The organism is Pseudobacteroides sp., from assembly GCF_036567765.1.
In the GTDB taxonomy this organism is placed as follows: Bacteria; Bacillota; Clostridia; order Acetivibrionales; family DSM-2933; genus Pseudobacteroides.
This window is the reverse complement of sequence record NZ_DATCTU010000037.1, coordinates 1-12,630: the sequence shown is the minus strand read 5'-3', so window position 1 is coordinate 12,630 and position 12,630 is coordinate 1. Positions and strand designations below refer to the sequence as shown.

Here is a 12,630-nt window from a genome sequence, read left to right as displayed (position 1 = left end):
TTCCTTTCCCTTTTTTGACCCGATCTGATATAATTTCATATGTGGCAGCTCCTTTCATTTTTTGTTTTCCCAAACAATAGTTTATCAAACTACCGTCTGGACTGCCACCTTCAATTTCTACGAAATTCGGGACTTACTCTTCATTCCTATCTATTCTTGGATATACTTTGTTATTGTACGCATCTGTTATACCTACTGAATAAGCCATGGAATCTCCATATAACTCCATAGAAAAATCAATGTAATATATACCTGATTTTATACACTTAAACCGATAAGATGCAGTATCATTTTTATACTTTAGTAAGACATTTATCGATTTACCCATCTTTATTTGTGGTAGCCAAGTTTTCAATTCATATTCTGCATATACATTAGAAATAATTCCACATATACAGTAAATTATTATACTTGCGATGATGTTTTTCCCTATCTTATTCAATGTCAACATAATAAAATTCTCCCCAACTTATAATTTCATAATAATTTTACAGGAAAGAATTATAAGTGTAAATACTAGTATAAATCCATTGCTTATACTTTTCATATTGATGATATTGAATGGGTATAGGCTTTTAACTCTTTTTTAAATTACTTATAAACGAATCAGGTAAATCTTTACCAGTTAACTGTATTTGCTCAAGTATAGAACTTTGAACATTTTCAAGAATCTCACGGCTGTGTATTGGAGTATCAGCCCTTTTCAGCCGCCACCATTGGTCAAAAAAATCAATACTTATCGGAGACTGATTTATAAAGCTATGATCAAAATTTTTCTTCAAAAGTATTAGAAACATTACCTTTACTGATATCTCATAATCTTCTTCTCTCCAAAAGGTTTTTCCACCTTCATCATTAACAAGTATTACCGGCTCGGCTGCCCGAGGTTTTAATTTATTAAAGTGAATATTCTTAAACGTAATAAAATGATTGCTTTTATAGCAATTCTGGCCATCATTCCAATTAAATATTTCCACTCTTCCATATTCTGAATATTTTCATACCCCCTGCAGCAATTACTTTAAATGCTGCGTATGCAGGAACTGCAATGAGCATACCGATAAACCCATATAGCGACGCTGCTCCAAGGAAAAGTATTATTATTGTCAAAGGATGTATTGCAAGCCTTTTGCCCATAAGGTTAGGCGAAATAAAGTTCCCTTCAAGCTGCTGTACAACAATTGCGACAATTAAAACCTTCAACGCCATGAAGGGGCTAACCGAAAGTCCCACAAAAAACGCAGGAACCACACCTATGATAGCTCCAAGCATGGGTATAAAAGAGGTTATCATGACCAGGAAAGCAAGAATAAAGGAATATTTTAACCCCACAATCAGGTAGCCTATATAGGACAGCACCCCTAGAATCAACGCAATAAGGGCCTGCCCTGTTATGTAGTTTGATAGAGTCTTGTCGGTCTCTTTTAGCATTTTTGCAACAGGGTTTTTATATTTTACTGGTAAAAAGGATATGACTTTGGCATAAAAATTTCGGTCATCTCTTAAAAGATAAAAAAGTATAAACGGCACAACCACCAGCACAGAAGTGGCACTTGCAACAGCAGAGGCTGCACTGACAAGGCCGTCCTTAACAGCCGGAAACACACTCTTTGCATAGGAAGTTAGCTGTTCGTTTATTTTCCCCGAGAACAATGCTGCAATATTTTTATTTTTTATAAGCTCATCAGCCTTTATCCTAGCCTTCTCAAGAATCTGAGGCATATCATCCGCAAGCTGCTGGGACTCTTTAACTATAAGAGATCCTGCATAAATTCCAACTAATGAAAAAATCAGTAAAAACACAAAAAATACAATGAGTATCGACGGTGTTTTAGGTATCTTTTTCTTACTCAAAAGCCTTATCACCGGTCTGAATATATAATACAGCATCAAGGCAAACAACAAAGGAAAAAACACAATTGCTATAAATTTTTTAAAAGGTGCGATAAAAAAATCTATCTGTCCCAGCAGAAAAACTATAACAAGAAGTATTATTATTCCTATTGAATATTTAAAGAAGTTATTCTTTATCCACATAGATATACTCTCCTTTAGGCAATAATTACTATCAATATATCTGAAAAGCATTAAATAATCAATACCTGCTTTTATTATGATACAATATTTATATACTAAAAATTCCCTTGATTTTGAAGAACCATCTATAAATGCACATTACCAAATAAAATAATGCCGGAACGCTGAGCCATGTCCAATACCATGTCCATGAATGGTATGTAATAAGAAGAGTAAATTTTTCAACCAAGACTTCTATTAAAGTCAGTGCTGAAGAAAAGGTCGCAAAGTGAATAATTTTTCTTATCAATTTCTTATTGTCAGGATAATACAGTACAAAAAACACTGTCAGTAAAGGAAGTATAAAATACTCAAAGGAAAAGCTTGTTGAGCTTGCTTTAGCTAGCTCACGGACAGGGTACTCAATCCAATTGAACTCCACAACAATGAGCCCTGCAATCCACGTCAAGGACTGGGTTATGAGGAAAACAAAGGATGCAACAGCTCTCTTTTCTTTAGGGATAAACCAAATGGAAATAAAGCAACTACCCCACACAATGCCTAGCAGTACACGTTCGGAAAAAAACAAATTATCACACTCCCAGTAGATTCGCTGACTTCTTAAAAAACCATTTTACGTAGGTGTGGCATAAAATAAATTGAAGAGTAAAATCTCTGTATAGCCTAATCAATTGAGAGGTTTTTGTTCCTTTCATAAACTCCTCTAGATCTGTATATATACTGAAGAAATATACAATGCATACTATAATGGAAATGAATACCACACAATGTAATAAGCGATATATAAAATGCAATTTACTTGGATACAAAAGAACGAACCAGGTAAAAACCATTGGAAAGACAAAAAAGTTTTGACTAAATCCAACTCGTGTTGCTGTTTGAAACTCTCTAGCAGGGAAAGCAACTGCCCCTGTCTGAACAAGAATATTTGCCACAGCCCACGTGGTTGCTTGAAATGCTATAAATGAAACCAATGCCTGTCTGCGTTTACTTTTGGGGATATAAAATATTGATATTACGACTCCCCCACTAGCTGCTATCAGTATAAAACGCTCTATTGAAATGACTAACACATCCTTATAATATGCTAATTATTATTATGTTCTAATTTAATCATAGTTATGCAGAAAGTGTTATAAAGACAAATATTAGTGCATGAATTGTAATAAACCTCTCTTTGACATAAAAACCTCCCTTTGACATCAGCAACCTGTTTAAAGCTATAGAACCAAAGGCCATAGAATAAAGAATAGTACTGTCAACATTATGTTATAATACTTTTGAGCAGTTTAAATTTTTCTACGAGGTGTTACGTTTAGATGAATAATGATAAGGTCAGGTTTTACAACAAGCCGTGGTTTATGTGGGTTATGCTTATATTGTTTGCTCCTGTTGGGCTGATTTTATTGTGGAAGAACAAGAGATACAACACGCCTGCACGATTTATACTTACGTTTGTGTTTTCTGCTGTATTTCTATTTGTGGTGATTCCTTCAGACAATAAGAACACCCAAAATAATATATCAAGCCGAGACAATACTAGAAATGAACCCATAAAAACTCTCCCCGCAAATCAAGGCAATACTCCCACACCGCTGCCAACAGATACAAACACTGCTAAAACAGGTTTTGCAGCTGTTCAGGTAATCAGAGCTGTGGATGGCGATACAATTGAAGCAAGTTTCTTAAATGGCAGCACAGAAAAGATCAGGTTAATAGGAGTAAATACCCCGGAAAGTACGACACGACATGAACCCTATGGGAGCGAAGCCTCTAACTTTACAAAAAAGTCGCTTGCAGGTAAGACCGTATACATTGAAAAGGATGTAAGTGAAAGAGACAAATACGGGCGGCTTTTAAGAATTGTGTGGCTGGAAAATCCCGTGGAAATCACTGAGACAAATATACGTTCAAAAATGTTTAATGCTATCCTGGTCCTGAAAGGGTATGCTCAGGCTTCTACCTATCCTCCCGATGTGAAGTATTCAGAGTATTTCACTAAATTTGCCAAGGAGGCCAGAGAAGCCAATGTAGGCCTTTGGTCACTTAATGGCACAAATAAAACTCCTGTGCCACAGTCCACTTTAAAGCCCTCACAGACTAATTCTCCTACAGTCAAACCCACAGCAGTCAAACCCACAGCAGTAAAACCCACTGCTCCAGGCCAACCAAATGGCAAGATTAAAGGTAATATAAGCTCAAGCGGCGAAAAAATATACCACGTACCTGGTGGGGCATTTTATGATAAAACAATTGCAGAGGAGTACTTTGACACGGAAGCCCAAGCTCAAGCTGCTGGTTACAGGCGTTCCAAAAGATAAATTTTCCTGTTTATAACTAAAGGGCAAGACCAGGATGGTCACGCCCTCTTAGTATTCGCAAGCTTTTTATATATTTCCTTTATTTTGCCTTTAATATACACTCTGTCTTCAGGGGTTGGCTGCTTTTTATTTTCCATAAGGTCCATAACCTCAAGCACCGGATTTACCAACTCGTATCCAGAGAGCCTGGTCATGATCAAACTTCTAGAACTTGCCTTCACGCTCAGACTGAAACGATGTTTAATCATATTATTGAATATGTTGTAAATCTCATTTTGATCATCAGTGCTGTTTAACTGTTTATATAAATTAAAAAGGTTTTTATCCTTTTTCTTTTGGTGTATAACCATCCAATAAAGTGCGAATGCCAGAGCAGCCAATATAATAAGCAAAAATAGAGTAATAAGCAGATAATCCTTTTTAAATTTAAATGTTAGATAACCGTCATTCTGAGGCTCATAACTAACCTGATCAATCTTAATGGTCTCAACAGGCACCAAAGATGTTCCACTGCTTATGCCTGGCTGTCCCTGAGTCTGAACTTGGCTCCCAGGCATATCCCCCTTTACCTTTATAGTTGTGCCGGGGATTTCTGCCTTTTCATAACTGCCTGACTTCGGACTAAAATAGGATATATAAACAGGCTCAATTTTAATGTCCCCATTCTTTTCAGGAACCAATATTATTTCAAACTCCTTTTTAACCTTGTACCGGTTGTTTTCTATTCCTTCTTCAGTATCCTTCTCAGTTTCATAAACTGAAAATCCCGGTATGGTATCTTTTATTATCTTTTTCACCCCGTCAAGGCTGCAATCCCCAGTCAGTGTCACATTTAGGGCCAGTGAGTCCTTTAAATCAATCTCCTGCTTGCTGTATTTAGCATCAATACTTAAATTTCCTACTATGCCGGAAAAATCAGCCGGTTGATTATTTATCGGCAGCTGTTTAACCTTTAATTCTTTTGATTCAGTTTGGAGATAATAGGGCTGTGACGAGTTAAAAAAATCACCTGTACTTACATCTGCCTGAAACTTAAATGACGGTATTGTAAATGTACCGGCCTTTGTCGGCGACAGATACATTTGCTTTGCTTCATATTTAACATACTTCTTACCATCAACATAAACAAATTCAGCGTTAATTTTATCCCTGGAAACCTCTTTTTTTATAAATCCATTAATGTCAGTTTTATCTAAAAACTTGAAATCCTCAATGGAATAGCGTGAGTAAAACTCATATGTAAGAACAACCTTCTGTCCAAAATAAGCTTCGTTATCCGAAAGAATGGTCTTAATAAAAAAGTCCTTTGCCTCACCATTCTGCGAATTATTTCCTTCTACCACTTCAATCTGCAATACATTGGTCTGATGTATCTTTCCCTCATACTTTACATTTCCGCACAGAGTGAATTGCCCCGTTTTTTTAGGCATTATAACATAATTATAGTTATTCTGAATGCTTGCATCTCCATTAATCACTTGTGTTGACATTGAGGTGTTTTGTGATAACACATCAAAATTTTGCAGCCCGTCTATGCCGGCTACTTCCGCATTCCGAGCATCTATAAGTGACAAAACCAAATTGGTACTTTCACCCCTGGCAAGTTTTATGCTGTTGATATCGAGACGAAACTGAGGCTCCTTCGCCTGAACACTTACTTGCATAGAAAAGATGGCTGCAATTATTATGAATAATATAAAATTAATTTTTTTACCAGTCATGTTCCGCCTCCTTACCGCTATTTTTAACTTCTTGGTTGTTTTTCAGGCTTTCTTCTTCCTGTTGTTCTAACATTTCAAGAACCTTTTGTGCCTGAATAACGGCTTCTTTGTCCTCTTTATCTCCCTTATCAGGCTTATTGCGTTGGCCCTGCTGATTTTGCTGATCCTTCTGGCCTTGCTTATCCTGTTGATTTTGCTTGTCCTGCTGATTCTCCTTGTCTTGCTTATCTTGTTGATTTTGCTTGTCCTGTTGATTCTTCTTGTCTTGCTTATCTTGTTGATTTTGCTTGTCCTGTTGATTTTGCTTGTCCTGTTGATTCTCCTTGTCTTGCTGATTCTCCTCGCCTTGCTGATCCTGTTGGCTCTGTTGGTCTTGTTTATTTTGCTCGTTCTGTTGGTTTTGCTGGTTGTCTTGTTGATCATTTTTATCCTGTAGCTCATCTATTTTCTTTTTACAATATTCATAGTTATACTTTAAATCAACATTTTGAGGAAATTTTACAATCCCCTGCTTATAAATCTGCAATGCCTGCTGATAGAATTTCAACTTTGCACCGGGTTCACTGCCCTTATCTCCCATCTTCAGGTTGGCATTGCCTGATTTAATGTATTTTTCAACTCTATCGGGGGATTTAACATAGTACTTTAAAGACTCTTCATAATTACTCAACTGGTATGCTGCCAACCCTGAATTTTGATTTAAATCAATATCCCCAGGCTTTTTAGATAGCCCTACCTTATATGTTTCCAATGCCTTGTCATATTTTTTGACAATAAAAAAACGGTTTCCATCTACAAGGGCTTTAATATGACCATTATTGAAATCAATTAACCCTGTAAAAAGCATTATCAATATAACCATTGTCGATAATCCTGAAACAAGAAACATCGGAATCATTATCTTCCTCATGCTGTTCTCCTCCTCTCAGGTAATAGGTAAGCTGCTGTAAAAAGCAATATTCCCATACCTAAAAAGTATTGGTAAAGGTGATTATATCTCTTTATTTTGTCTATCTTTGAAGTATCCCTTCTTAACCCCCTCATATCACCCAAAAGACTTTGTATCTCCCCACCTGAAAGTGATGCCTGATAGTATTTACCATTTCCTGATTCAGCTAACTTTTTCAGTATATCGGTATTTAAGCGTGATGTTACAAAGTTTCCTGTGTTATCCTTTTTGTAGCCTGTCCTCTGTGTTCCCTTTTCATCATAAACAGGAATTAGTCCACCTTTTTCCGAGCCGATACCAATTGTAAATAATTTCAGATTCTTGTCATTTATGCTCTTGACAACTTCCTGACTGTTATAGTCCAGTTCTTCACCGTCACTAATTACAATTATTACTCTGTCGGCACTTGTAACCCTTTTAAATGAGCTGTCAGCCAACTTGATTGCGGAAGCTATGTTTGTCCCCCCTCCTGCGATCATATCGGTATCAATTACATCAAGGAACATACGTGCCAGCTGATAATCGTCAGTTAATGGCATCTGGACATACGCATCCTGTGAAAATGGAATAAAGCCGATGCGGTCCCCTTGAAGCTTGTCGATTATTCCCTCAATAATCTTCTTTGCCCTACTTATCCTGTTTGGCTGGATATCTTCAACAAGCATACTTTTCGAGGTGTCAACCAAAACATAAATGTCCATACCCTTTCTGCTTACCTCGGTATAGCCCATAAACCTTTGTGGCCCCATAAGTGACAAGACAATTAAGCACAATCCAAGGGTTATAAGCACACCCCTTAAGACCTTGAGCGGTATGACGAAATTTATTTTCATTAAATTCAGTATTCTTTCTTTCTTATGATAAGCCAGTATCAATAGAGTAAGGCCGAATACCGGAACGAGGGCGAATATTATATTAAAAGGGTATTTAAAATTAATCAAATGCAAACCTCCCCTTTGTAAATATGTATAAAGACTTCGATATCTTAAGGAATCTGGACAAAATAATATTTGTCAAAGAAGATTCCCACAAGTAAAAGCAAAAGGCCGATTCCAATCAAAATAAAGGCCAGTTCGTGATACTGCATAAAATTATCCTGCTGGAATTTACTCTTTTCCAGTTTGTCTATGGTAGAAAATATTTGGGCTAAGGCCTGTGGATCCTTGGCACGGTAATATTGGCCTCCTGTAGCCTGTGCAACATTTTTCAGAAGCTCTTCATTAAGTCCACCTTCCACTTGCTGGTATCTGGTTTCCCCGAAATACTCAACAGGAATAACGGTCCTATCGGTTCCCACACCGATTGTATATATTTTCACACCCAACTCTTTTGCAAGATCACTTGCGGTATTGGGGTCTATTTCTCCTGCATTGTTATCGCCATCAGTCACAAGAATCATTATTTTGGAAGTAGAATCACTCTTTTTTAATCTGTTCAACCCAACTGATATGGCCATCCCGATAGCCGTCCCGTCTTGATTAACCGATTTGCTGGTAACTCCCGCCAGGGATTCTCTTAAAATATTATGGTCCAAGGTTAATGGTACTCTGGTATAAGCCGCCCCTGCAAATATGACTAAGGACAGCCTATCCTCATTTCTTCCTTTAATAAAATCCTCTATGGTTTTTCTTGCGACCTCCAGCCTGCTGGGCTCAAAATCAACTGACTGCATTGTTCCTGAAACATCGAGGGCCATGGTAATATCTACCCCCTTTTGTGATACAGGGCTGTCCTTTTGAGGCAATTGTGGCCTTGCCAATGCAATTACCAGTATTGTAAGGCCTGCAAGAATTATGTACTTACCGATTTTATGTTTCACAGTTTTCTGCATTCCAGCACTTTCAAGGAGCTTTATGCTGGAAAACTTCAAAAACGATTTATTTCTCTTCATTAAAAGCAAATAAGCAATCAAAGGTACTATAAGTAAAAAATACCAGTTAGCAAACCGTATCATGATGATTTTACCTCTTTTGCATAATCAATTTTTCTAACCAATTCCAAAAGCCAATCCAAAAGCTCCTGCTTTTTCTCCTGCTTGGCAGAAACACCCATATATTTAAAGCAATCGCCTTCCGAAAGCCAATTTTGTATAGCCGGCAGCACAGGTTGCAAATCAGGTATTGAGCTTAGTTCTTTAATTAACTCGGAAGTTGTCTTTCCCCTGATTGTGCATGAATAAACTGTTTCGATATACTCTTTAAAGCTTTTTGTAAGCTGTACTAGATAATCTCTGTCATCTAAGGATACGCCCTTAGCCTGCATTTTAAAGAGCCCATACGGATCCATTCGGGATTTTTTTCTGCGTTTTAAAAGCCACCACAGATTAAATCCTCCAGTCACCAGCGTTATTCCAATAAATGCAAAAAGAACATATTTCCACCCTATAGAACTCCCTGCCGCCACAGGCAGTGTATCTCCTTCGTAAATACCCTCTCTTTTCAATTCCTTGAGAGTTGATTTAACATTGATTTTAACCTCCCTATTCCCAATCCGTACAGTTTTTTCACCAGGTTCAAAGGAGCGAAGAGCCAATAGGAAGCTGTCATCATTTTCTTTAATATCAATTATTTCAAAATCTTTAAATTTATCTCGGAGTTCTTCAATGGTAATGTTTTGCGATGTGACCTTCAGCTCTATGACATCACCAATAAAAATGCTTCTCTTTTCAGCCTGTGCAATCCCCGATAACCCGGCAGCAAATATACAAATAACAAGAAGAGAAAGTATTATTCTTCCCTTTTTCATCTGTGACTCCTTCTTCTGAAAAACTGTTTCAGAGGCTTTACGTAGTCTTCATCGGTATAAATGTTTATGTGGTTTTTTTTGGGCAGGTTAAGACTGCTGTTCGGTCTGTAGACATTTCTCATGTTGTCCATCACAATGGTTTCTCCCGATTCAAGATCCTCAAATGTAAATATTGCTCCTGCCGGTATAAGCTCCTCCGCCCTGTCCACTACACGTATCAGCACTAAGTCGTGGCGGTTTGATGTAATTTTCAAATCTTTCCTGAAATCATCATCATCAAGAAAATCAGATATCAAAAAAACAACACATCGTTTCTTTTCAATGCGGTTAAAATACTGGAGAGCCTCAGTAAGGTCTGTACCGGTATGTTGAGGTTCAAAATTCAGTATGTTTTCTATTATCGATAAAACATGCTTTCTGCCATTTTTTGAAGGAATAAACTTCTCTACCTTTTCGGTAAAAAATATCACGCCTACCTTGTCATTGTTCCTGCTTGCTGAAAAGGCCAGTGTAGCTCCTATCTCAGCTATGAGATCCTTCTTTTTGCCGAAGGAGTTGGATCGTGACATGTCAATCAAAAGAAATATGTTTAATTCTCTTTCCTCACTGAATTGCTTGACATAGGCCTTATTATGGCGTGCCGTAACATTCCAGTCAATACTTCTTATATCGTCGCCGGGGTAATACTCCCTTATATCCTCAAACTCAATTCCTTTACCACGGAACCCAGAACGATATTCACCAGAGAAGATTTCCTCAACCAATTTGTTTGACTTTATCTCAATCCGCCTTATCTTCTTCACCATATCTGCAGATATCATACTTAACCCCTTCTCTTCTAAGGCAAATTAACCTGTTCTAAGATTTGTGCTATTATGCCCTCAGCTGTTATATTTTCTGCCTCAGCCTCGTATGATAGCAAAATCCTGTGCCTTAATACGTCATAAACCATAGCTTTGACATCATCAGGTACGACAAAGCTGCGGTCTTCCATAAATGCTCTGCACTTTGCCGCTTTTATAAGGTTTATTGATGCACGAGGAGAGGCCCCGCAAGAAATATATACAGACTTTTCTCTGGTTTTAAATATAATATCCAGTACATAGTTTTTAATATTCTCGTCCACATATATGTTGTCAATAACCTTACGCAATTCAAAAATATTTATCTTGGATAAAATCTCGTTTACCTGAGGCTCACTGGACTGATCGTTTGAAAATCGATCTATAATACTGCGTTCTTCCTTTTTATCAGGATAGTTTATTTTCAGCTTCAGCATAAACCTATCCTGCTGTGCTTCAGGTAGCGGATAAGTACCTTGCTGTTCAAGAGGATTTTGGGTTGCTATAACAAGAAAGGGCTTATCCAATTGGTATGTAATCTCTCCTATTGTCACCTGTTTTTCCTGCATTGCCTCAAGCAAGGCTGATTGTACTTTGGCAGGTGCTCTGTTTATTTCATCTGCAAGCAGCAGATTGCAGAAAATGGGTCCCTTTTTAATTATAAACTCACCGGTTTTCTGATTATATATCTCGGTGCCAAGGATATCTGCCGGGAGTAGGTCAGGTGTAAATTGAATCCTTTTAAAGTCTACTCCAATAGTCTTTGCTATTGTACTTGCAGTCAATGACTTGGCCAATCCAGGAATTCCCTCCAGCAATATATGTCCGCCTGATAAAAGACCAATCAGTATTCTGTCCACCATATATTCCTGTCCAATAATAACTTTATTTATTTCTGCTTTTAAAGCAGCAATAAGCTTTCCTTCCTCAACATAGCTTGTACTTCCCATCTGCCCACTCTCCACTGCATTCAACCTCCCAGTTAGTCTTTTTGTTTATAACCATTTAGTATATGTTTTGTGATAAATGTCTTTTTCACGATTTATATATTACATTATACATATTAAATTTTAAATCGGTATTTTGAATCAATTATGAACAAACTGTAAATTTTATTTGCTGCAAAAAAACAGAATCGTGAAATGATTTTGCAACCTTGATCGTTGTCGTAAGAAATTCCTTACATATAGGAAAATCACCCTGCCATATTTGGTAAGGTGATTTTAAATAATTGGTTTTTTATATCTTGTAATAATATCTGTACTTCTTTCCCCTATGTCCCACTTCTTTATACCCATATTATACTACGAACAATAGAATTTATCACCGAAATCTTGACTGTATTTTCCGTAAAATTTATAAGACGATATTGCGGGATACCGCAATAATTTTTGTGGTATCCCGCAATGATATCCAATTCCATGGGCCCCATTGACTAAAAGTACTTTCTTTATTAGAATGTTTTTATTAGTATTTTTGGGTCTTAGCGGCATTCTAACGGGAGGAGATTGAACAATATGAACAGAAATTTGGAGTTACCTGAACAGGAAATCCTTTGGAAGGACAGAAAGAGAACTATATTCGGGCTGCCTTTGTCCTTTACAAGATATAGATTGTATGAGGATAGACTGGTATTATCCAAGGGATTTCTAAATGTAGTTGAAGAAGAAGTTATGCTGTTTCGAATCCTTGATTTCAAAGTGAAACTAAGCTTGGGACAAAGAATATTTAGAGTCGGAACAGTGGAACTCACAACCTCAGACGCAACCAATAAGGAGCTGCTGCTTTTAAGTATCAAGAAACCAAGAGAGGTTAAGCAATTGCTCTCCGACAAGGTAATGGAACAAAGGAAGATCCATGGAGTAAGAGGGTATGACAGTATAGAAGCACCAGGAGATATATCATAGTCTGTTCAAAAAGGTGAAAAGCCACTATTGTTAAGGCGATAGATTATTAAAAAGACTCTCGAGAGTCTTTTTTTAATGTCTAGGATTCTCAAGACTACCATCAAGGTT

Annotated in this window: 14 protein-coding genes; 2 read left to right on the top strand and 12 right to left on the bottom strand. The window is 37.2% G+C overall.

Annotation, left to right across the window (positions count from 1 at the left end):
• Positions 1 to 133 precede the first annotated feature (133 nt).
• The 5 genes from VIO64_RS07045 to VIO64_RS07025 all read right to left on the bottom strand — a co-directional run bounded on the left by VIO64_RS07045 (position 134) and on the right by VIO64_RS07025 (position 3,110).
• Positions 134 to 451 (bottom strand): hypothetical protein, encoded by a 318-nt coding sequence (locus tag VIO64_RS07045; protein ID WP_331916571.1) that lies wholly within the window; start codon positions 449 to 451, stop codon positions 134 to 136.
• A gap of 124 nt (positions 452 to 575) precedes the next feature.
• Positions 576 to 977, bottom strand: a complete 402-nt coding sequence (locus VIO64_RS07040) for a hypothetical protein (protein WP_331916569.1) — start codon at positions 975 to 977, stop codon at positions 576 to 578.
• Positions 964 to 2,037 (bottom strand): AI-2E family transporter, encoded by a 1,074-nt coding sequence (locus VIO64_RS07035; protein ID WP_331916567.1) that lies wholly within the window; start codon positions 2,035 to 2,037, stop codon positions 964 to 966. Before VIO64_RS07035 ends, VIO64_RS07040 begins: the two co-directional genes overlap by 14 nt.
• An 88-nt stretch (positions 2,038 to 2,125) precedes the next feature.
• The gene (locus VIO64_RS07030) at positions 2,126 to 2,605 is read right to left on the bottom strand and encodes a CBO0543 family protein (protein WP_331916565.1); all 480 of its coding nucleotides are present in this window, start codon (positions 2,603 to 2,605) and stop codon (positions 2,126 to 2,128) included.
• 4 nt (positions 2,606 to 2,609) lie between these two features.
• The gene (locus VIO64_RS07025) at positions 2,610 to 3,110 is read right to left on the bottom strand and encodes a CBO0543 family protein (RefSeq protein ID WP_331916563.1); all 501 of its coding nucleotides are present in this window, start codon (positions 3,108 to 3,110) and stop codon (positions 2,610 to 2,612) included.
• A gap of 246 nt (positions 3,111 to 3,356) precedes the next feature.
• Between VIO64_RS07025 and VIO64_RS07020 the strand changes: the two genes are divergently transcribed.
• Positions 3,357 to 4,358: a thermonuclease family protein gene (locus VIO64_RS07020; RefSeq protein WP_331916561.1), complete on the top strand. Its 1,002-nt coding sequence runs from the start codon at positions 3,357 to 3,359 to the stop codon at positions 4,356 to 4,358.
• A 38-nt stretch (positions 4,359 to 4,396) separates the two neighbouring features.
• On the opposite strand, the gene VIO64_RS07015 is transcribed toward VIO64_RS07020, so the two are convergent.
• From VIO64_RS07015 to VIO64_RS06985, 7 genes are read right to left on the bottom strand one after another with little or no spacing between them, the layout of a single operon-like run.
• Positions 4,397 to 6,079, bottom strand: coding sequence for a BatD family protein (locus tag VIO64_RS07015; protein WP_331916559.1), 1,683 nt, complete (start codon positions 6,077 to 6,079; stop codon positions 4,397 to 4,399).
• Positions 6,069 to 6,989: a tetratricopeptide repeat protein gene (locus VIO64_RS07010; RefSeq protein WP_331916557.1), complete on the bottom strand. Its 921-nt coding sequence runs from the start codon at positions 6,987 to 6,989 to the stop codon at positions 6,069 to 6,071. The genes VIO64_RS07015 and VIO64_RS07010 overlap by 11 nt, the downstream gene beginning before the upstream one ends.
• A complete protein-coding gene (locus tag VIO64_RS07005; RefSeq protein WP_331916555.1) occupies positions 6,986 to 7,969 on the bottom strand; it encodes a vWA domain-containing protein in 984 nt (327 codons plus the stop codon). Before VIO64_RS07005 ends, VIO64_RS07010 begins: the two co-directional genes overlap by 4 nt.
• 44 nt (positions 7,970 to 8,013) lie before the next feature.
• Positions 8,014 to 8,982 (bottom strand): VWA domain-containing protein, encoded by a 969-nt coding sequence (locus tag VIO64_RS07000; RefSeq protein ID WP_331916553.1) that lies wholly within the window; start codon positions 8,980 to 8,982, stop codon positions 8,014 to 8,016.
• Positions 8,979 to 9,773 (bottom strand): hypothetical protein, encoded by a 795-nt coding sequence (locus VIO64_RS06995; RefSeq protein WP_331916552.1) that lies wholly within the window; start codon positions 9,771 to 9,773, stop codon positions 8,979 to 8,981. The genes VIO64_RS07000 and VIO64_RS06995 overlap by 4 nt, the downstream gene beginning before the upstream one ends.
• Positions 9,770 to 10,594 (bottom strand): DUF58 domain-containing protein, encoded by an 825-nt coding sequence (locus VIO64_RS06990; protein ID WP_331916551.1) that lies wholly within the window; start codon positions 10,592 to 10,594, stop codon positions 9,770 to 9,772. Before VIO64_RS06990 ends, VIO64_RS06995 begins: the two co-directional genes overlap by 4 nt.
• Before the next feature lie 17 nt (positions 10,595 to 10,611).
• Positions 10,612 to 11,565 carry a MoxR family ATPase gene (locus VIO64_RS06985; protein WP_349257546.1) on the bottom strand — a complete coding sequence of 318 codons (954 nt, stop codon included), beginning with the start codon at positions 11,563 to 11,565 and terminating at the stop codon, positions 10,612 to 10,614.
• Positions 11,566 to 12,132: 567 nt separating this feature from the next.
• On the opposite strand from VIO64_RS06985, the gene VIO64_RS06980 reads away from it, so the two are divergent.
• Positions 12,133 to 12,522, top strand: a complete 390-nt coding sequence (locus VIO64_RS06980; RefSeq protein WP_331916547.1) for a PH domain-containing protein — start codon at positions 12,133 to 12,135, stop codon at positions 12,520 to 12,522.
• Positions 12,523 to 12,630: the final 108 nt, after the last annotated feature.